Below are 18,676 nucleotides of genomic sequence, written 5' to 3'. Positions count from 1 at the left end.
AAAGCCGGCGGAACCGGAAGCTGGCCTCCTATCGGGAGAGCGTCCATGCCGGGGAGCGGTCCCGGACGACGGGCGGCCCCGGCCGCCGGGCCGGGTCATGAGACCGGGCCGCAAGACCGGAGAACGGACGTCGCTTCCACCAGAACGGGGAGACGGGCCATGAAAAGCATTCTCATCGCAACCGACCTCTCGGCGCGGTCCGACCGGGCGCTGGATCGCGCCCTGGCGTTGGCGCGGGAGCAGGATGCCCGCATCACCGTCCTGCACGTCGTCGACGACAGGCTCGCCCAGGCGGCGATCGAGCGCCGGGAGGACGAGGCGAAGGAAGCCATCGCGGCCTATCTGGCGGCGCGCGGACCGGGACAGGACGCGACGGTCTCGGTGACCGTCGGCGAGGCGGACTCCGACATCCTGCGCGCGGCCGGCCGGTGCGCCGCCGATCTCATCGTTCTGGGTGCCCACCGGGTGGCGCCGGACGACGATACCTTCCAGGGCTCCACCGCGTGGAACGTGCTGCGGGAATCCCGGCACCCGGTGCTGCTGGTGAAGGAGCCGGCGCTGGCCCCCTACCGCCGCGTGGCGGTCGGCTTCGACTTCTCCGGCCTGTCCGAGGCGGCGTTGCGCCTGGCGTTCCGGTTCCGGCCCGGGGAGGTGGACGTCATGCACGTCTTCCACGCGCCCTATCAGGGCTTCCTGACCGGTGCGGATACCCAGCGCGATCTGCGTGAGCAGTGCGACCGGAAGCTCGAATCCGCCGTCGGCGCCGTCATGCGCTCGCTGGAGCCGGAACAGGCGGAGGGAGTGGCGTTGCGCCGTCTGGTCTGCCGGGGCGAGATCGTCGGGACGCTGCGGCAGGAATGCGAGACCCACCGCGTCGATCTTCTGGCCATCGGGACCAGCGGCCGGTCGGGACTGGCGCACGCCATCTTCGGCAGCATCGCGGAAAGCCTGCTGCGGGATCCCCCCTGCGACATCGTCGCGGTCCGCGGCGCTTCCGGCGCCTGAGGGCGCTCCGCTCCGGTTTCGATACCGCAACATCGCAAGGTGGATCATGCGGACACTGCTCGTCGCCTCCGACCTGTCGAGCCGCAGCGACCGGGCCGTCGCTCAGGCCGCCTATCTGGCCGGCCGGTTCGGCGCCCGGCTCGTCCTGCTGCATGTGGTGGACGACGAGTTGCCCGCGGCTCTGTTCGACGCGGGGCGGGAACAGGCCATCCGCCTGCTGGCGGAGACGGCCTCCGGTTCCGGCTTCCTGTCGCCGGACCGCGTCGCCGTCCGGGTGGATGGCGGTCTCGACTTCCGGACGATCCTGGCGGTGGCCGCTGAGGAGGGGGCCGGCCTGATCGTGCTGGGCGCCCATCGCCGCTCCCTGCTGGAGGACGTCCTTACCGGAACCACGGTCGAGCGGGTGATCCGCAACGCGGCGACGCCGGTGCTCGTCGCCAGGCGCAGCACCCCCGGCGGCTATGTCTGCACGCTGGCCGCCGTGGACCTGAAGGAGGAGGAGACGGCGGTCCTGCGGCTGGCCCACCGGCTGGCCGACGGCCAGACCCTGTACCTCACGCATGTGCAGAACGACGCCCTGTCGCTGCGGACGCCGCTCGCCGGCGCCCGGTCGGACGAGATGGAGCGGTCCCGCAGGGCGATCGACGCCCGGTGCGAGGCCGCCCTTCAGGACATCGCGCGGCTGGCGGGTCTGCCGGCCGGGGGGTGGCTGCCGCTGGTCGGATGGGGATCGCCGGCCGAGGAGATCCTCGACGGGGTGGAGCGCCTCCATGCCGACCTGTGCGTGGTCGGGACGCGGACCCGAGGCAGGGGAGCCGTCGAACGCCTGCTGTTCGGAAGCGTCGCCGAACGGTTGCTGCTCGATCTCACCTGCGACGTGCTGGTCGTGCCGCTTTCCGGCGCGGAAGCGCCGGCAACCTGACTGGAACCAAGGACATCGAATCGGGGAGGTCTTCGCATGACATACCGGATGCTCGTCCCGCTTCACACCCACCCGGAGGGAAACACCGAGACCATCGCCGTGCACGTCGCGGAGATCGCCCGGCACCTGTCCGCCGACGTTCACGCCCTGGCCTGCGCCGCCGAGTTCCCGCAGGCCTCCAGCCCTCTGGGAAACTATCTGCTCGGCGTGCCGGCGATGATCGAGGACGCCAGGGAGAAGTCGCGGAGCCGCGGCCGGACGCTGTTCCAGGCGTTGCGGGATCGGCTGGACCCCGCCGGCATTCCTCTGCACACGGAATGGGCCGACTGCTTTCCCTCGCTGTTCGGCGATGTCGTCGCCGTCCGCGGGCGATACCACGACCTGATCCTGGTGGGAGCAGGCACCGGCGATCAGGCATCGTCGCCGGCCATGGCGGAAGCCGCGATCTTCGGCTCCGGCCGCCCGACCCTGCTGGTTCCGGAGGCGGGCCCGCCCGGCACTCCCGACCATGTGCTGATCGCCTGGGACGGCAGCCGCGTCGCCGCGCGGGCGGTGGCGGATGCCGATCCCTTCCTGCGCCGGGCCCGAACCGTCACCATCGCCACGGTGGTCGACGACAAGGCGCTGGAGGATGCCCATGCGGCGGAGCGTCTGGCCGAACATCTCGCCGACCACGGCATTCAGGCCCGGGTTCGGCAGGTGCAGGGGAATGGGCGGCCGACCGCGGAGGCCCTCCTCCACCATATGGCGGAGAAGGGAGCGAATCTCCTGGTCATGGGCGGCTTCGGTCACTCCCGTCTGCGGGATTTCGTGCTGGGCGGCGCGACCAGGGGCGTTCTCGACGATGTGCGCCGCCCGGTCCTTCTCTCCCACTGAACCGACGGGCCAGCCGGTCGGCAGGGCTCTCGCGGTGCCGGCGGCCCGGCAGGAGGTCGCCTTGGCTGCGGGGGTCTGCGGATCGTCACCGGCCGCCGCACCGGGGACCGGACGGTTCCTGCGAAACCACAACCGGTCCCGCGGGCGATGCGCCGCCCGCTCTCACCGCAGTCATCGCCACCCCGTCCGGCTCGGCTCAGTCATCGGTCCCCGCCGCTCCCTGACGCAGGACATCGCCGGGTCTGGCGGAGCGGGCCGATCGGGCGGAGGCCAGGTGAAGCACCAGATACCCGGCGACCGCGCACAGGATGGAGCCGGACAGCACACCGATGCGGACCGCCGCCGCGTACTCGTCGCCGGAGAAGGCGAGACCGCCGATGAACAGGCTCATGGTGAAGCCGATCCCGGTCAGCAGCGACATCCCGTAGAACTGGACCCAGCTGGCGCCCTCGGGCAGGCGCCCCAGCCCCAGCCGGATCGCCACCCAGGTGAAGCCCATCACGCCGATCTGCTTGCCCAGGAACAGGCCGAGCGCGATCCCCAGCGGGACCGGGGCGAGCAGCGAAGCCGGGGTCAGTCCGGTCAGCGGAACGCCGGCGTTGGCGAAGGCGAACAGCGGCAGGATGCCGAACGCCACCCAGGGATGCAGCGTGTGTTCCAGATGGTGGAGGGGCGAGGCCTGTCTCTCGCCCCCCGCCGTGCGCAGCGGGATGGCGAAGGCGGTGGCGACGCCGGCCAGCGTCGCATGGACGCCGGACTTCAGGACGCACACCCACAGGAACACGCCGACCAGGACATAGGCGGCGATCCGCGTCACCCCCATCCGGTTCATCGCGAACAGGACGGCCAGACCGACCCCGGCCAGTCCCAGCGCCGCCAGCGACAGGTCCGCGGTGTAGAACAGTGCGATGATGACGATGGCGCCGAGGTCGTCCATGATCGCCAGCGCCAGCAGGAACAGTTTCAGCGAGGCGGGAGCCCGTGTGCCGAGCAGGGCGAGGACGCCGAGCGCGAAGGCGATGTCGGTGGCCGCCGGGATCGCCCAGCCTGCGGTTGTGGCGGGATTGCCCCAGTTGATCGCCAGATAGACGGCGGCCGGCATGATCATGCCGCCCAGCGCCGCGATGGCCGGCAGTCCGGCGCTGGACAGGCTGGACAGCTCGCCCTCCAGCATCTCGCGCTTGATCTCCAGGCCGACCAGCAGGAAGAACACCGCCATCAGGCCGTCGTTGATCCACAGCAGCAGCGGCTTGGCGATGGCGAGCGCGCCGACCTGCACCGCGACCGGCGTGGCGAGGAAGCCGGAATAGAGCGGGCTCCCCGGGGAGTTGGCGAGCACCATCGCCACCAGGGCGGCCAGGACCAGCAGGATGCCGCCAGCGGCCTCCAGCTCCAGAAACTTGCGGATCGCGGTGATGGGCATCGGGCATCCTTGCTTTGGGGCACCGTTCCGGCAGCTCCGCCGGCCGGTTCAGACCGCCAGCGGCATCAGCAGCATGGCGATTCCGGACAGCAGCAGCGCCGCCAGGGACCGGCGCGCGATGACGACGGCGCCGTCGCCGTGTCCGCTCTCCGCCAGGTGGAGCGCGTGAAGTCCGTAGATGGTCGCCGTCACCAGCGACATGAAGTGGACGATGGCGAGAGCCGCCAGCGCCGGCATGCCGAGCAGCAGCGTCAGCCCGGCCATGACGGCGGCCTGGATCGCGGCCTGGGAGGCCACCGGCTCCCAGTGGTCGCGGGCGACATAGCGTTCGACCGCATCCAGGAAGCGGTCCTTCCTGTCGTCGGGATCGCTGTACAAACTCATGACCGTCCTCCGCGTCATCGGACACCGGGTCCGTGATTTCGGCTTGGCTGGGGCCGGGTTTCGGGGATCACGACCGTCGGACGCTGTCGGCCATCCGCCTTGCGATGGTCAGCAGATCCCGGTCGGCCTTGTTGCCGGTGACCGTGTAGGCGGCCGTCCCCGCCCGCCAGTACACCAGTTGCAGGTTGTCCTGCTCGACGGTGTGCAGTCCGATGTCCCCCGGCGAGTCGCCCACCACCACGAACAGGGTCAGCACCTCGCCGTCGGGCTCGCGGTAGACGAACTGCAGGGCCGGCCCCTCGTTCCACGGCACCAATCTGGCCCGGACCAGGGTCAGGTTGGGATCGACGTCCGGCAGGTCGATGGCCTTGCCGCCGATGCGCTGGGCCAGCACGTCGGCCATCGCCTTGAGGTCGTCCGCGGAAGGGGCGACCGGCAGCGGAACGGCGGCGAGCGTGGCCGAGTGCGCCTCCGCCGCCTCGTCGGCGAAGGCCGGCACGGCGGCCCAGCCGGACGCGTGATGCCCGTGATACCAGCTTCCCAGCGACCATCCCCCCGTGACCAGCAGCAGCATGGCGGCGATCGGACCGAGACGCCGGAGCGCGAGGCCGACGCCGAGATGCCGGCCCAGCCGGTCGGTCAGGGATGTCACCGGGGCGGAAGGCGCGGCGGAGAGGAGGTCGAGCCCCCGGCGCAGCGCCTCCTTCTGGTGAAGGAAGTCGTGGACGCGGGCGGCGGCGGCCGGGTTGGCGGCGAGGTACGCCTCGAACTCGATCCGGCGGGCCGGGTTCAACTCGCCGTCGACATAGGCGTGAAGGTCGGCGTCGAGTTCGTCGTGTTCCATCTTCCCGGTCATCGCCTACCTCACCACCCGCAGGGAAACCGGACCGCGGCGCCCATGATCGGTCGCCGCGCGCAGGGCCTCCCGCCCCCGGGCCAGGCGCGACATCAGCGTGCCCAGCGGAATGTTCAGGACGGTCGCCGCCTCCTGGTAGCTCATGCCCTCCACCGCCACCAGCGTCAGGACCTGACGCTGTTCCTCCGGCAGGGTGGCGAAGGCCTCGATCGTCCGGCGCAGTTCGACATGGCCGGGCTGGGTGGCGGGGATGCTGGTCTGCGCCAGCATCTCGATCGAGGACGCGGAGTCGGTGCGCACCCGGTCGCGGCGGCGGGCGCTGACATGGACGTTGTGCAGGATGCCGAACAGCCAGGCCCGCAGGTCGCCTTCCGGCCGGAAGCCCTGCGCGCCGGAGATGGCGCGCACGAGCGTTTCCTGCACCAGATCCTCGGCATCGTCGCGGTCGCGGGACAGCGCCAGCGCGTAGCGCCGCAGCGCGCGCAGCTGATTTCCCAGCTGGTTCCGCAGACTGAACATCGCGTCTCGCCCCCTTCGGTTCGACCTCCATCCCATATATTCGCCCGGGGGCCGGCCCCTAATCCCCGGCCTGTTCGCTTTTTCGATCCATCTCGAAGAATTTCCGGTTCATCCGGACCGTCCGCTGCGAGCGATGGCTTTCGACAGCCCGGCGGGCCAGCAGGTAGACCAGTATCCAGACCGCGAGCCCGATGGGCAGGCTGCCGACCATCGCCGGATACCAGACCGGCAGCAGGCGCTCCGATACCACCGCCGGATCGAAGGACAGGAAGGCCTGGGTCAGGGCAGCGGCCAGTCCGCCGACATCGGCCTCACCCGCCGATCCCGCACCGCCGGCCGACGGCAGCATGGCGTCGCCCAGCCTGTGGGCGGCACCCCAGAGGATGGGAAAGGTCCAGGGATTGCCGAAGGCGGTCCCGATGGCGGAGGCCAGCGGACTGCCGCGGGTCGCCAGCGCCAGCAGGACCGCCAGCAGGAAATGCACGCCGGGCAGCGGCGCGCACGACACCGCCGCCCCGGCAGCCAGACCGGCGGCGATGCGGTGCGGGGTTCCGGGCATGCGCCGGACGCGATGGCCGAGATAGGCGGCCCATCGTCTCCAGCCCGAGCGCGGCCAGAGAAACTCGCGCACCCGTGCACGAAACGGCTGCCGCATCCGGCGGCGAAACATGGCGCCTCCTCCGATCCGGAAATCCTCCTCTGACAGTGTTCGTTCGAGCGGCCGATTCAATCCCGGGGACGGCCTCGGGAACGGCCCCGGAAACGGCGACGGATTAGAATGCCGGGGCCGGCCGTACATGGATCAGGACTGAACCGGAACATGCCGATGGAGAGGCAACTCATGCGCATCCTGCTGCCGGCGGCCCTGGCCGCCATGATCCTGGGCGCCGCCGGCCCGGCCTTCCCGATCGCCGGCGAGATGAGCGTGGAGGGCTTGAAGGGAAGGACCGTGGTCGGACGCGACGGGCAGCCGATCGGACAGGTGACCGACGTGCTTCTCGACAGCGACGGCGCCGCCCGGCAGGTCGTGGTGTCGGCCATCGACCTTCTGCGGGTGGGCGGCAAGGAGGTGGCGTTCGACATCGCCGATGTGCGGCTGCGCTCCGACAGCAACCATCTGCATCTGCCCGGCATGACCCGGGCCGACGTCGCCGACCTGCCCGACTACACGCCGGAAAGCGCCGGACGGCGGTGACGGGACCGCACGGCCCCGGTCAACAAGTCCCAGTCAACGGGTCCCAGTCAACGCGCCGCAGTCAACGCGCCGCAGTCGCCGTCGGCCCGGGCTGCTGTACGTCGATCATGTCGGCGACGAATTCGGCAAGGCAGCGGTAGCTGGCGTCCCTCAGATGCAGCCCGTCGGGGCTGAGGATCGTTTCGGCAGGAAAGCGTCCGCTCTCCAGCCACCATTTCATGATTCCGTACCGGTCGAGCACCGGCACGCCGAGCTCCCGGCCGAGATCGACCACCGACGCGGCATAGGCCGCGTAGCCGGGAAATCTCGCCTCGTCCGGGAACGACTGCGGGTTCATGAAGATCACGTCGATCCCGGCCGCGCGCAGTTGCGCCACGCCGTCCCGCACCGTGGCGGCGAAATCGGCGAGCGGCAGGTTCTGGAACCGGTCGTTGGTGCCGATCTGCCAGACCACCAGATCCGGACGGACGGACAGGACGTCCGCGGCGAAGCGGACGAGGTTGGCGCCGGCGGATTCGCCGCCGATGCCCTTGTTCAGCACCTCGATCCGCTGTCCGGGGTGACGCTGGGACAGGATCAGGTCCAGCTGCGCCGGATAGGTGGCCTGCGCCGACGAGGCGCCGGTTCCCTGGGTGCTGGAGGATCCGAGCGCCACCACGGTCAGGGGCAGGCCGGCCTGAAGCATCATGCGCGTGCGCTGCAACCCCGCTGCGGAGGGTTCGGCACCGGGGGGAACGGGGCAGCGGTCCGATCCCAGCGCGGCGCCGCTCCACAGGCACACGGCAGCGGCAAGCCCGGCCAGACTCCGACCCTTCATCCATCCCTCCGTTCGAAAGCAGGACGGCAGAGTCGACGGATTCGATGAAGAATCCCCTAACCGAAGCGGCGGCTACCCCCTCTGCGCATGGACACAAAAGGATTATCTGCGCCGTTGGGCCGTATATGGGCTGAGGATCGCGAAGCGAGGACACGCATGCAGAGGCTCGAACTGCTCGATGGCCTCCGGGGCTATTTCCTGGTGTTCATGCTGCTGAACCATCTCTGGTTCGACGGCGGGAACCCCATCGCGCTGATCAATCACAACCAGCTGTCCTTCGTCGAGGACGCGCAGGGCTTCATCCTGATCTCGGGCCTGATCGTCGGGCTCTACTACGGCCGGCTCCATGCCGCCGGCCGGGAGGCCGAGGCGGGCCTGCGGCTGCGGGCGCGGGTCTGGGAACTGTACCTGTACTCGCTGGCGATCCTGGGGACCGTGATCGGGCTGGCCCTGCTGCTGCCCGGGGCGCGGGCGGCCTGGAGCGGGCTGCTCGGCGACGCGCTCGGGCCTGCCTTGCCGGCAGCGGCCCTGCTGCTCCATCAGCCCACCTTCATGGACATCCTGCCGCAGTACATGATCTACCTCGCGGTCTCTCCCCTGCTGATCCGGCTGACGCTGGCCGGACGGGGCGGGGAGGTCGTCGCCGGGAGCTTCGCGCTGTGGGCGGCGGTCCAGTTCGGGCTGCATCTGCCGCTGGTGGCGATCGTGGAGCCTGTCGCCGGGCTGGCGCTTCCCGGTTTCGAGCTGCGGGGGCACTTCAACCCCCTGGCGTGGCAGCTGGTGTTCGTGGTCGGGCTGGTGATCGGCACGCTGATGGTGGCGAAGCGGGTCGACCTCGGCTTCTGGTTTTCGCCGGAGCGCGGCGACCTCGCAAGGATCGCGCTGGGCATCGTCCTGTTCTTCATGGTGTGGCGGGTCGGCTTCACCCACGGGCTGATTCCGGATGCGCTGGCGGAGCGCTTCTTCCGCCTGCACGACCGGGCGGAGTTCAGCCTGGTCTATCTGGTGAACTTCGCGGCGCTGGCCTATCTGGTGACATGGCTGCTGGCGGCGGGTCCGGAGAGCCGGAGTGCCGCCGTGCAATGGCTCGGCTGGGGTCTCCACCGTCTGTTCCGCCTGCGCTTCCTGCGCTTCCTGGGCGGTCACTCCCTGCAGGTCTACGCGTGGCACGTCGTGGTGGCCTATCTGGTCATCCTGTTCGATCATGCGACCGAGGAGGATCCGGGTGTCGGGGTCAGGACGGCGCTCACCCTTCTCGCCGTCGCCAGTCTCGCCCTGCCGGCGTGGCTTCACCTGCGGCTCGCCTCCCGGACCCCGGCCCGGTTCACCGTGGCCGGACGACGGACCCAATGAGGCCAGGGCAGAAGCGGCCCGGCGCCGCGGTGCACGAGGTTGATGGAACCCGGTCGATCCGGTACTTCTTCCTGCCTCGTGCCGGTCCGTCCTCGGGGCCGGCAGCGCCTTTCCGGGGAGGGCTGCGGTCGGCATGAAGGTCATCATCTGCGGAGCCGGTCAGGTCGGCGCCAGCATCGCGCGCCAGCTCTCGCAGGAGCGCAACGACGTCACCGTGATCGACACCTCCACCGAACTCGCCCAGCGCATGGACGAAAGCCACGACGTGCGCGGGATGGTCGGGCACGCCTCCCACCCCGACGTGCTGGAACAGGCGGGGGCTGCCGGCGCCGACATGCTGATCGCCGTCACGCGGTCCGACGAGGTCAACATGGTGGCCTGTCAGGTTGCGCACTCCGTCTTCAACATCCCGGTGCGCATCGCCCGCATCCGCAGCCACGCCTACCTCAAGCCGCAATGGGCGACGCTCTTCCGCGCGGAGCACATGCCGATCAGCGTCATCATCTCGCCGGAGATCGAGGTGGCGCGCGGCATCGCCCGCCGGCTGCGCTCCCCCGGCGCCTTCGACATGGTGCCGCTGGCCGACGGCAAGGTCCAGCTGCTGGGCGTCCACTGCACCGACCCGGCGCCCCTGCTCGACATCCCCTTGCGGCGGCTGACCGAGCAGTATCCCGACGTCCGGGCGGCCGTGCTGGCCGTGCTGCGCGACGGGCGCTGGTTCGTGCCGCGGGGCGACGACGTGATCCGGCTGGGCGACGACGTCCATCTGGTGTGCCGGACCGCCGACATCGTCAAGGTGGTGGCCCTGTTCGGCCATACCGAAGCGCCGGCCCGGCGGCTGGTCATCGCCGGGGCCGGGAACATCGGCTTCAATCTGGCCCGGCTGCTGGAGGAGAAGATGCCGGCCGTGTCGATCCGGATGATCGAGCGCGATCCGGACAGGGCCGGTCTGGTCAGCCGCTCGCTCAAATCCTCCACCGTGGTGATCAACGGCGATGCGCTGGACCACGACATCCAGGAGGAGGCCCAGGTCCATCGGGCGGAGACCATCGTCGCGGTGACCAACGACGACGAGACCAACGTCTTCGCCGCCCTGCTCGCCAAGCGGGCCGGCTGCCAGCGCGCCATCACCCTGCTCAACAAGACCTCCTACGCGCCGATCATCGCCGGGCTGGGCATGAACGTGGTGGTCGACCCGGCGGCGGTGACGGTGTCCTCGATCCTGCGCCATGTCCGGCGCGGCCGGGTCGCCGCCGTCCAGCCGGTCGGCGACGGCTTCGGCGAGGTGGTCGAGGCGGAGGCGCTGGAGACCTCGCGGGCGGTCAGCGCGCCGCTCGGCTCCCTGGCGTTGCCCCATGGCATGATCGTCGGCGCGCTGGTCCGCGGCGAGGAGGTGATCATCCCGTCCAGCCGCACGGTGATCCAGCCGCACGACCGGGTCATCGTGATGGCGACCGCCGATCTCGTCCGCAAGGTCGAGCGGCTGTTCGCGGTCGGCCTGGAATTCTTCTGAGCCGCCGTACGGCACGCCCGAACCGGACACAGCGCGAGACGTCATGCCCACCTTCCGGCCGATCCTCTACATCGTCGCCAACGTGCTGCTGGCCCTGGCGGCGACCATGCTGGTTCCGGCGGCGGTCGATTACGCCCATGGCAACCCCGACGCCCTGGTCTTCCTGCTGTCGGCCGCCTTCACCGGCACCTGCGGCGGCCTGCTCGCCGCGGCGACGCGCTGTCAGCTGAACAACGGCCTGACCCTGCGTCAGGCCTTCCTGCTGACGCCGCTGGCGTGGCTCGCCACCGCCGCCTTCGCGGCGATCCCCTTCCTGTTCTGCCACTTCCCGGACCTGTCGCTGAACTACGCCAACGCCTTCTTCGAAACCATGTCCGGCCTGACCACCACCGGTTCGACCGTCCTGGTCAGGCTGGACCTGACGCCGGAAGGCATCCTGCTGTGGCGGGCGCTGCTGCAATGGTTGGGCGGCATCGGCATCATCGCGGTCGCCATCGCGGTGCTGCCGGCGCTGGGCGTCGGCGGGATGCAGCTGTTCCGCACAGAATCCTCCGACCGCTCGGAGAAGGTGCTGCCGCGGGCGCAACAGATCGCCAAGGCGATCGGGGGCGTCTATGCCGGGCTGACCGTCCTGTGCGGTCTCAGCTATTGGGCGGCCGGCATGACGCCGTTCGAGGCGGTGGTCCATGCCCTGACCAGCCTGTCCACCGGCGGTTTCTCCACTTCCGACAGCTCTCTCGGGCATTTCGAGAATCCGGTGATCCACTGGCTGGCGTCCCTGTTCATGCTGGCCGGCAGCCTGCCCTTCGTCCTGTACGTCCGCACCCTGACCGGGCAGCGCGACGCGCTGTGGAAGGACCGGCAGGTGCGTTCCTTCATCGGCTTCCTCGTCGCGGTGATCCTGCCGTTCAGCGTGTGGCTGGCCAGCCGGGGCGATCACGGGTTCCTCGACGCGCTGCGGCTGGTCGCCTTCAACGTGGTGTCGGTCGTCACCACCACCGGCTATGCCCTGACCGACTACAGCCAATGGGGCAATCTGGCGATCGGCGTCTTCTTCGGCCTGACCTTCATCGGGGGCTGCACCGGCTCCACCTCCGGGGGGATCAAGGTCTTCCGGTTCGAGGTGATGGTGGTGCTGCTGCGCACCCATTTCCTCCATCTGCTCTACCCGCGCGGGGTGTTCTCCCGCCAGTACGGCAACCGGCAGCTGGACGACCGCGTCCTTGGTTCGGTGATCGTCTTCTTCGCGCTGTTCTTCTCCGCCTACAGCGTGCTGACCATCGTGCTGATGGCCTTCGGACTCGACTTCATCACCAGCGCCAGCGCGGCGGTCACCGCGCTGGCGAACGTCGGTCCCGGATTGGGCGACGTCATCGGCCCCGCCGGCAACTTCGCGCCTCTGCCCGATTCCGCCAAATGGCTGCTGTCCATCGCCATGCTGGCGGGGCGGCTGGAGCTGTTCACCGTGCTGGTGCTGTTCATGCCGCAGTTCTGGCGGGCGTAGACCACAGGTATGGAGCAGGAAAAACGCCGGTTTCCCGGATCGATTGCGGCGCGGCGTTCCTTGGAGGACTTTCGGGCAGCGGGAGCAGGAGAACCATGATCCCCGGTCTGGAGTTCAAATCCCTGCGCCGCTGCCAGTCCGAACCCCCTGCTTCCCCGCAGGAGCCCGGGGGTTTCGTCGATCCGGGCTCCCCAATCGGCCTCTGCCGAGCGAGCCGGTTGAGACGACCGGGCAAAGCGCGCATTCTGCGCTCCGCCGCTCCCCGCCCGGGGATGCCGGATCCGTCGCGACGACCGCCCGAGCCATGAGCAGCCACAAGACCCCCAGCGCGCACAGCCCCCGACGCCCCTCCCCCGCCGACCTGCGGGAGGCGGAGCGGACGTTCGCCGAGGCGGTCGACGCCGCCCGGCAGGGCAACTTCCCGCGGGCGGTCCGGCTGCTGGCCCGCGTCGAACAGCGCGTGCCGCCCTCCCCGCCGGTGGCCGCCTTCGGCCGCGACCTCCATGTCGCCAAAGGCAACCAGGCCTATGCGACCGGCGACCTGCGGACCGCGCTGGCCGACTTCCAGGCGTCCCTGCGCTATGACCCCGGCCACCCCGGCGTGCTGCTCAACATCGGCAACACGCTGATGAAGATGGACGACCTCGCACGGGCGGAGGAGGCGCTGTCGGCTTCGCTGGCGCGGCATCCCGACAACCCGGAGGCCTGGCTCAGCCTGTCCGCCGTCCTCTTCCGGGGCGAGGACACCGCGCGGGCGGAGCAGGCCGGCCGCCGCGCCGCCGCCCTGGCGCCCAATGCTCCGGCGGTCTGGTTCAACCAGGGCACCATCCTCAAGGGGGCCAAGGCGCTGGACCCGGCGATGACCGCCTATCGCCGGGCGACCGCCCTCAAACCCGATTATGCCGCGGCGACGGTCGGGCTGATCCAGGCCAAGCAGCTGGCCTGCGTGTGGGACGGGTTCGATCGGGATGCCGCCTTCCTGGAAGGCCATGCCGACAGCGTCGCCTCGGTCCAGGCGGCGATGCTGCTGTCGCACCGCGTGTCGCCGGCGGCCCGGCTGGCCGCCGCCCGCTCCTTCGCCCGGACCATTCCCGCCGCTCCCGCCACGGGCCGGGCCGGCCGCAAATCCGGTCCGGTCACCATCGGCTACCTGTCGAACGATTTCCGGCAGCACCCCGTCACGCATCTGCTGGCCGAGGTGCTGGCCCTGCATGACCGGTCGCGCTTCACCGTGGCCGCCTACAGCTACGGCCCGGACGACGGCAGCGCCGCCCGGCGCCGCATCCGCGACGGCGTCGACCGCTTCGTCGACATCGACCGGCTGGGCAGCGAGGAGGCCGCGGCGGCGATCCGCCGGGACGGCGTGGACATCCTCGTCGACCTGAAAGGCTACACCGGCAATGCGCGGCCGGAGATCCTCGCCCGCCGTCCGGCACCGGTCCAGGTCTCCTATCTCGGCTATCCCGGCACCACCGGGGCGGACTGGATCGACTATGTCGTCGCCGATCCGGTGGTCCTGCCGCCGGAGCTGGAACCGGGCTTCAGCGAAGCGGTCGCCCGGCTGCCCGGCTGCGTCCTGCCGCGCGACCGCCGGGACCTCCCCGATGCGCCGCCCTCCCGCTCCGCCTGCGGCCTGCCGGAGGACGGCTTCGTCCTCGGCTGCTTCAATGGCGCCTACAAGATCACGCCGGACGTCTGGTCCGTCTGGATGGGGCTGCTGCGCGACATTCCCGACGCGGTCCTCTGGCTGCAGAAACCGGTTCCCGAGGCCGAGCGCAACCTGCGGCAGGCGGTGCGGGACGCCGGCATCGCCGCGGACCGCCTCCTCTTCGCTCCCTGGTGCGAGACCACGGCCGCCCATCTGGCGCGCCTGCACCTTGCCGACCTCGTCCTCGACACGCTGCATTACGGTGCCCACACCACGGCGAGCGACGCGCTGTGGGCCGGGGTGCCGGTGGTGACGCGGCTCGGCGACTCCTTCGCCTCGCGCGTCGCCGCCAGCCTGCTCCAGGCGGCCGGCCTGCCCGACTTCATCGCCGGCTCCATCGAGGAGTATGCGAGGGTGGTGGCGCGCTGGGCCGGCGACCGCGCGGGGCTGCAGCGGGTCAAGGAGGGGCTGCGGGCCGGCCGCGACCGCAACCCCGCCTTCGACATGCCGGCCTACACGCGCCGGCTGGAGGAGGCCTACGGGCGCATGCTGGAGACGCGGCGCAAGGGCGAACGCCCCACCTCCTTCACCCTCCCCGCCTGACCGGCCGCGGCCGGTCCCGTCCCGCCTTGCGCCGTCACCGCCCCGGGACCGCCCCTGCCGCCGGGGGCGCCGCCGGGGTCGCCGACAGCACGGCATCGCGCCGGCAGCGGTCATAGATGCGCTCGCCGCAGGGCATGAAGGCCAGATCCTTGTCCATGCAGATGCGCACCTCGGCCACGTCGCGCTTGGAACAGATCACGGCGATCCCCTCCGCCGTCAGGCCAGGATTGGCCTGCAGGAACAGGCGCTCGACCTGCGGCGCCGGCAGGGTGGTGCCGGGGGTCGGGGTGCGCAGCGCCTCGGGGATCGTCACCTTGCCGTGGGCGGCGCGCAGCCGGGCGAAATAGTCGGCGGCGCCGAGACCGGAGCAGGTGCCGTGCTTGCTCCACTGATAGGCGATCAGCCCGACGCTGGGCATGATCGGCATGGTCTGGTCCACCACCGCCTTGGGCACCGTACGGTCGCGCGTGCAGGTGGCGGGGTAGCCGCCGTCCTTGTTCTGCGGCCACAGCCCGTGAACGATGAAGCCGAAGTTGCGGTCGGCGCCGCACTGGTCGGGATCGGCTTCCGCCTTGGTCCGGGCGCAGTGCGTCGGCGACCAGGAAAGGCTGAGGACGTAATAGTCGAAACTCCCGGGCTCCGCCCGGCGCTGCGCCCAGGACGGGCCGGCCCAGGACAGCACGGCAACCAGAGCGGACATGGCGGCGGCAACGACGATCCTCATCTCACCCATCCTCGCGAATGACATATCCTTCCCGTTGCATACCATGGCACCGCATTCCTGTCGCGGGGGAAGCGCTGCGCCCCGCCCGCTCTCTCGCCGCCTGCCCCATCGCCAGCCCGCCGCCCTTGCGGCTATAGTGTCGGCATGCTCGAGCTGTCCGCCCCGCTTCTGCTGCGCGCCTATGCCGCCGGGATCTTCCCGATGGCGGAAAGCGCCGAATCCCGCGAGTTGCATTGGTTCGACCCGGAACGGCGCGGCATCCTGCCGCTGGACGCCTTCCATGTCCCGCGCTCGCTGCGCAAGGTGGTCCGCCGCGGCCGGTTCGACGTGCGCTTCGACACCGCCTTCCGCGCGGTGATCGAGGCCTGCGCCGAGACGACGGAGGAGCGGCCCAAGACCTGGATCAACGCCGACATCGTCCGGCTCTACAGCGAGCTGGCGGAGGCCGGCTTCGCCCACAGCGTGGAATGCTGGCGCGACGGGCGGCTGGTCGGCGGGCTCTACGGCGTCGCGATCGGCGCCGCCTATTTCGGCGAGAGCATGTTCAGCCGCGAGACCGACGCCAGCAAGGTGGCGCTGGTCCATCTGGCGGCCCGGCTGCGGGCGGCGGGGTACACTCTGCTCGACACCCAGTTCGTCACCGACCATCTCGCCCGCTTCGGCGCCGTCGAAATCCCGCGCGCCGAGTACCGCCGCCGGCTGAACGAGGCCCTGCCGGTGCTGACCGACTGGGCCGGCGTGGACCAGGATGCCGCCGTCGTTGATCTGCTGGGCACCGATCCGCCGGGCGACGATCCGCCTCGCGCAGGGTGAGCGGGACGCGCCCCCGCCCTCAGGGCGCCGGGTGGAACCGCCCGCCGGTCATCGGCCGGGGAACGCCGGTGGTGGCCGGCAGGCTCAGGGCCAGGCCCTTGCGGCTGCGCACCGCGAGGTAGGCGAAGGCCTGCGCCTCCAGCGCATCGCCGTCCCAGCCCTCCGCCTCCACCGCATCGACAGGCACGCCCAGCCGCTCCGCCAGCATCGCCATCAGCGTGGCGTTGTGCCGGCCGCCGCCGCAGACCAGCCAGCGCACCGGCGCCTGCGGCAGATGCGGCACGATGCGGGCGACCGAGGCGGCGGTGAAGGCGGTCAGCGTCGCCGCCCCGTCCTCCGCCGGCAGGCCCGCCACCGGCGCCGGGTCGAAGGCGTCGCGGTCCAGCGACTTGGGCGCCGGCCGGTCGAAATAGGGGTGGGCCATCAGGGTGGTCAGAGCCCCCTCCGCCACCCGGCCGCGGGCGGCCAGCGCGCCGCCGGCGTCATAGCGCCCGCCGGTCTGGCGCAGCACCCAGTCGTCGACCAGCGCGTTGCCGGGGCCGGTGTCGCAGGCGATGACCGCGCCCCCTGGCCCGGTCCCGTCCCGTCCGATCCAGGTGACGTTGGCGACGCCGCCGATGTTCAGCACGGCCAGCGGCCGTTCCAGCCGGTCGGCCAGCGCACGGTGGAACAGCGGGACGAGCGGCGCGCCCTGCCCGCCGGCGGCGACGTCTGCGCTGCGGAAGTCGTTCACCACGGCGATGCCGGTCGCGGCGGCCAGCCGGGCGCCGTCGCCGATCTGCCAGGTCCGCCGCTCTTCCGGCGCATGGTGGATGGTGTGGCCGTGGAAGCCGATGAGGTCGACCGCCGGGGCCGCCACCCCCGCCGTCTCCAGCAGGCGGCGCACGGCGTCGGCGTGGGCGTCGGTCAGGGCGCGCTCCACCGCCTCCACCGGCCCCGTCCCGCCGAGGCAGGAGCGCAGCTCGGCCCGGAAGCCGTCCTCGTAGGGAATGGTCAGGAAGGCCACCGGCTCCACCCGCGTCTCCCCGTCGGTGCGCACCAGGGCGGCGTCGATGCCGTCCATCGAGGTGCCGCTCATCAGGCCGATGACCGTCCGCATGCTGCCGTCCATACCCGTCCGCGACCCCTTGTGCCTGCTGCCGTCCCGGTCCCTGCCGATTGAGGGGCCGGCCGTTCCATGCTAACAGACCGCACTCCGATCTCCCAATCACTGCCGGACAGCGGCCAATGACGACGCTTCACTCGGATTTCCTGCGCACCCTCGACGAGCGCGGCTTCATCCACCAGTGCACCGACCTCGCGGCGCTCGATGAGAAGGCGCAGAAGGGGCCGGTCGTCGCCTATATTGGCTTCGACTGCACGGCCGACAGCCTGCATGTCGGCAGCCTGCTGCCGATCATGATGCTGCGCTGGCTGCAGAAGACCGGCCACAAGCCGATCGTCCTGATGGGCGGCGGCACCACCCAGATCGGCGACCCCTCCGGCAAGGACGAGGCGCGGCAGCTCCTGACGAAGGAGACCATCGCCTCCAACATGGCGGGCATCAAGCGCATCTTCGGCCGCTACCTGACCTTCGGGGACGGCCCGACCGACGCGGTGATGGTCAACAACGCCGACTGGCTGGACGGGCTGAAATACATCCAGCTCCTGCGCGACGTCGGGCGGCACTTCACGATCAACCGCATGCTGACCTTCGATTCGGTCAAGCTGCGGCTGGAGCGCGAGCAGCCGCTGACCTTCCTGGAATTCAACTACATGATCCTCCAGGCCTACGACTTCGTGGAGCTGAACCGCCGGCTGGGCTGCACGCTGCAGATGGGCGGGTCGGACCAGTGGGGCAACATCGTCAACGGCGTCGAGCTCGGCCGCCGCACCGACGGGCTGGAGCTGTTCGGGCTGACCACGCCGCTGCTCACCACCGCGTCGGGCGCCAAGATGGGCAAGACCGCCGCCGGAGCCGTCTGGCTGACCGACGACAAGCTCAGCGCCTATGATTTCTGGCAGTACTGGCGCAACGCGGAGGATGCCGACGTCGGCCGCTTCCTGCGCCTCTACACCGAACTGCCGCTCGACGAGATCGCCCGGCTGGAGGCCCTGCAGGGCGCCGAGATCAACGAGGCCAAGAAGGTGCTGGCCAACGAGGTCACCCGCCTCGCCCATGGCGAGGCCGCGGCGCAGGAGGCGGCCGAGACCGCCCGCCGCGCCTTCGAGGAGGGGGCCGCCGCCGAGGGGCTGCCGACCGTCGAGGTCGCCCGTGCCGATCTGGAGGCCGGGATGGCGGTGGTCGACCTGCTGGTGACCGCCGGCCTCGCCGCCTCCAAGGGCGAGGCGCGCCGCCTCATCAAGGGCGGCGGGGCCCGCGTCAACGACGGCGCCGTCGCCGACGAGGCGGCGAAGCTCACCGCCGCCGACCTCAACGCCGACGGCGTCATCAAGCTCAGCGCCGGCAAGAAGCGCCACGCCCTGGTCAAGGCGGGCTGAAGTCAAGGCGGGCTGACGTGACGGCGGGCCGAGGTCCGCC

18 protein-coding genes are annotated in these 18,676 nt (G+C 70.8%); 10 read left to right on the top strand and 8 right to left on the bottom strand.

What is annotated here, in order from left to right; genetic code table 11:
• The first annotated feature begins 159 nt into the window (after positions 1-159).
• The 3 genes from DEW08_RS09855 to DEW08_RS09845 are packed head-to-tail and all read left to right on the top strand — an operon-like array spanning position 160 to position 2,803.
• Positions 160-1,005: a universal stress protein gene (locus DEW08_RS09855; RefSeq protein WP_168220333.1), complete on the top strand. Its 846-nt coding sequence runs from the start codon at positions 160-162 to the stop codon at positions 1,003-1,005.
• A 46-nt stretch (positions 1,006-1,051) separates the two neighbouring features.
• Complete coding sequence (locus DEW08_RS09850; RefSeq protein WP_109326637.1) at positions 1,052-1,927, top strand: universal stress protein; 876 nt, start codon at positions 1,052-1,054, stop codon at positions 1,925-1,927.
• A 36-nt stretch (positions 1,928-1,963) separates the two neighbouring features.
• A complete protein-coding gene (locus DEW08_RS09845) occupies positions 1,964-2,803 on the top strand; it encodes a universal stress protein (RefSeq protein WP_109326636.1) in 840 nt (279 codons plus the stop codon).
• Between the two features lie 196 nt (positions 2,804-2,999).
• Here DEW08_RS09845 and nhaA read toward each other — a convergent pair whose 3' ends face one another.
• The 5 genes from nhaA to DEW08_RS09820 all read right to left on the bottom strand — a co-directional run bounded on the left by nhaA (position 3,000) and on the right by DEW08_RS09820 (position 6,655).
• Complete coding sequence (nhaA, locus tag DEW08_RS09840) at positions 3,000-4,226, bottom strand: Na+/H+ antiporter NhaA (protein ID WP_109326635.1); 1,227 nt, start codon at positions 4,224-4,226, stop codon at positions 3,000-3,002.
• Positions 4,227-4,274: 48 nt separating this feature from the next.
• Entirely contained in the window at positions 4,275-4,610 is a 336-nt protein-coding gene (locus DEW08_RS09835) for a hypothetical protein (RefSeq protein WP_146214671.1), read from the bottom strand.
• A 67-nt stretch (positions 4,611-4,677) separates the two neighbouring features.
• The gene (locus DEW08_RS09830) at positions 4,678-5,454 is read right to left on the bottom strand and encodes an anti-sigma factor family protein (RefSeq protein ID WP_109329708.1); all 777 of its coding nucleotides are present in this window, start codon (positions 5,452-5,454) and stop codon (positions 4,678-4,680) included.
• A 15-nt stretch (positions 5,455-5,469) separates the two neighbouring features.
• The gene (locus DEW08_RS09825; protein ID WP_109326632.1) at positions 5,470-5,985 is read right to left on the bottom strand and encodes a sigma-70 family RNA polymerase sigma factor; all 516 of its coding nucleotides are present in this window, start codon (positions 5,983-5,985) and stop codon (positions 5,470-5,472) included.
• A gap of 58 nt (positions 5,986-6,043) precedes the next feature.
• Positions 6,044-6,655, bottom strand: a complete 612-nt coding sequence (locus DEW08_RS09820) for a DUF2062 domain-containing protein (protein ID WP_168220332.1) — start codon at positions 6,653-6,655, stop codon at positions 6,044-6,046.
• Between the two features lie 156 nt (positions 6,656-6,811).
• On the opposite strand from DEW08_RS09820, the gene DEW08_RS09815 reads away from it, so the two are divergent.
• The gene (locus tag DEW08_RS09815; RefSeq protein WP_168220331.1) at positions 6,812-7,180 is read left to right on the top strand and encodes a PRC-barrel domain-containing protein; all 369 of its coding nucleotides are present in this window, start codon (positions 6,812-6,814) and stop codon (positions 7,178-7,180) included.
• 61 nt (positions 7,181-7,241) lie between these two features.
• Here DEW08_RS09815 and DEW08_RS09810 read toward each other — a convergent pair whose 3' ends face one another.
• Positions 7,242-7,997, bottom strand: a complete 756-nt coding sequence (locus DEW08_RS09810) for an SGNH/GDSL hydrolase family protein (RefSeq protein ID WP_109326627.1) — start codon at positions 7,995-7,997, stop codon at positions 7,242-7,244.
• 156 nt (positions 7,998-8,153) lie between these two features.
• Here DEW08_RS09810 and DEW08_RS09805 point away from each other — a divergent pair, with 156 nt between their 5' ends.
• From DEW08_RS09805 to DEW08_RS09790, 4 genes are all read left to right on the top strand, one after another.
• Positions 8,154-9,350: an OpgC family protein gene (locus DEW08_RS09805; RefSeq protein WP_109326626.1), complete on the top strand. Its 1,197-nt coding sequence runs from the start codon at positions 8,154-8,156 to the stop codon at positions 9,348-9,350.
• Between the two features lie 133 nt (positions 9,351-9,483).
• Entirely contained in the window at positions 9,484-10,863 is a 1,380-nt protein-coding gene (gene trkA, locus DEW08_RS09800) for a Trk system potassium transporter TrkA (RefSeq protein WP_109326622.1), read from the top strand.
• A gap of 43 nt (positions 10,864-10,906) precedes the next feature.
• On the top strand, positions 10,907-12,367 hold the full coding sequence (locus tag DEW08_RS09795; protein WP_109326621.1) for a TrkH family potassium uptake protein: 1,461 nt from the start codon (positions 10,907-10,909) through the stop codon (positions 12,365-12,367).
• Between the two features lie 304 nt (positions 12,368-12,671).
• A complete protein-coding gene (locus DEW08_RS09790) occupies positions 12,672-14,618 on the top strand; it encodes an O-linked N-acetylglucosamine transferase, SPINDLY family protein (protein WP_109326620.1) in 1,947 nt (648 codons plus the stop codon).
• Between the two features lie 34 nt (positions 14,619-14,652).
• On the opposite strand, the gene DEW08_RS09785 is transcribed toward DEW08_RS09790, so the two are convergent.
• On the bottom strand, positions 14,653-15,342 hold the full coding sequence (locus DEW08_RS09785) for a ribonuclease T2 family protein (RefSeq protein ID WP_109326619.1): 690 nt from the start codon (positions 15,340-15,342) through the stop codon (positions 14,653-14,655).
• A 144-nt stretch (positions 15,343-15,486) separates the two neighbouring features.
• Between DEW08_RS09785 and aat the strand changes: the two genes are divergently transcribed.
• Positions 15,487-16,155 carry a leucyl/phenylalanyl-tRNA--protein transferase gene (gene aat / locus DEW08_RS09780; protein WP_109326618.1) on the top strand — a complete coding sequence of 223 codons (669 nt, stop codon included), beginning with the start codon at positions 15,487-15,489 and terminating at the stop codon, positions 16,153-16,155.
• 19 nt (positions 16,156-16,174) lie between these two features.
• On the opposite strand, the gene DEW08_RS09775 is transcribed toward aat, so the two are convergent.
• Positions 16,175-17,254 (bottom strand): anhydro-N-acetylmuramic acid kinase, encoded by a 1,080-nt coding sequence (locus DEW08_RS09775; RefSeq protein WP_109329704.1) that lies wholly within the window; start codon positions 17,252-17,254, stop codon positions 16,175-16,177.
• A 128-nt stretch (positions 17,255-17,382) separates the two neighbouring features.
• On the opposite strand from DEW08_RS09775, the gene tyrS reads away from it, so the two are divergent.
• Positions 17,383-18,636: a tyrosine--tRNA ligase gene (gene tyrS, locus DEW08_RS09770; protein WP_109326617.1), complete on the top strand. Its 1,254-nt coding sequence runs from the start codon at positions 17,383-17,385 to the stop codon at positions 18,634-18,636.
• Positions 18,637-18,676: the final 40 nt, after the last annotated feature.

It is taken from the genome of Azospirillum thermophilum (assembly GCF_003130795.1).
GTDB lineage: Bacteria > Pseudomonadota > Alphaproteobacteria > Azospirillales > Azospirillaceae > Azospirillum > Azospirillum thermophilum.
Note: the sequence above shows the minus strand (reverse complement) of the source record. Positions and strands in the feature narration are given on the sequence as shown.

Excerpts from the sequence above, each read along its gene's own strand:
- DEW08_RS09855 (WP_168220333.1), top strand. The coding sequence starts at position 160 with ATGAAAAGCATTCTCATCGCAACCGACCTCTCGGCGCGGTCCGACCGG.
- DEW08_RS09850 (WP_109326637.1), top strand. The coding sequence starts at position 1,052 with ATGCGGACACTGCTCGTCGCCTCCGACCTGTCGAGCCGCAGCGACCGG.
- DEW08_RS09845 (WP_109326636.1), top strand. The coding sequence starts at position 1,964 with ATGACATACCGGATGCTCGTCCCGCTTCACACCCACCCGGAGGGAAAC.
- nhaA (WP_109326635.1), bottom strand. The coding sequence starts at position 4,226 with ATGCCCATCACCGCGATCCGCAAGTTTCTGGAGCTGGAGGCCGCTGGC.
- DEW08_RS09835 (WP_146214671.1), bottom strand. The coding sequence starts at position 4,610 with ATGAGTTTGTACAGCGATCCCGACGACAGGAAGGACCGCTTCCTGGAT.
- DEW08_RS09830 (WP_109329708.1), bottom strand. The coding sequence starts at position 5,454 with ATGGAACACGACGAACTCGACGCCGACCTTCACGCCTATGTCGACGGC.
- DEW08_RS09825 (WP_109326632.1), bottom strand. The coding sequence starts at position 5,985 with ATGTTCAGTCTGCGGAACCAGCTGGGAAATCAGCTGCGCGCGCTGCGG.
- DEW08_RS09820 (WP_168220332.1), bottom strand. The coding sequence starts at position 6,655 with ATGTTTCGCCGCCGGATGCGGCAGCCGTTTCGTGCACGGGTGCGCGAG.
- DEW08_RS09815 (WP_168220331.1), top strand. The coding sequence starts at position 6,812 with ATGGAGAGGCAACTCATGCGCATCCTGCTGCCGGCGGCCCTGGCCGCC.
- DEW08_RS09810 (WP_109326627.1), bottom strand. The coding sequence starts at position 7,997 with ATGAAGGGTCGGAGTCTGGCCGGGCTTGCCGCTGCCGTGTGCCTGTGG.
- DEW08_RS09805 (WP_109326626.1), top strand. The coding sequence starts at position 8,154 with ATGCAGAGGCTCGAACTGCTCGATGGCCTCCGGGGCTATTTCCTGGTG.
- trkA (WP_109326622.1), top strand. The coding sequence starts at position 9,484 with ATGAAGGTCATCATCTGCGGAGCCGGTCAGGTCGGCGCCAGCATCGCG.
- DEW08_RS09795 (WP_109326621.1), top strand. The coding sequence starts at position 10,907 with ATGCCCACCTTCCGGCCGATCCTCTACATCGTCGCCAACGTGCTGCTG.
- DEW08_RS09790 (WP_109326620.1), top strand. The coding sequence starts at position 12,672 with ATGAGCAGCCACAAGACCCCCAGCGCGCACAGCCCCCGACGCCCCTCC.
- DEW08_RS09785 (WP_109326619.1), bottom strand. The coding sequence starts at position 15,342 with ATGAGGATCGTCGTTGCCGCCGCCATGTCCGCTCTGGTTGCCGTGCTG.
- aat (WP_109326618.1), top strand. The coding sequence starts at position 15,487 with ATGCTCGAGCTGTCCGCCCCGCTTCTGCTGCGCGCCTATGCCGCCGGG.
- DEW08_RS09775 (WP_109329704.1), bottom strand. The coding sequence starts at position 17,254 with ATGCGGACGGTCATCGGCCTGATGAGCGGCACCTCGATGGACGGCATC.
- tyrS (WP_109326617.1), top strand. The coding sequence starts at position 17,383 with ATGACGACGCTTCACTCGGATTTCCTGCGCACCCTCGACGAGCGCGGC.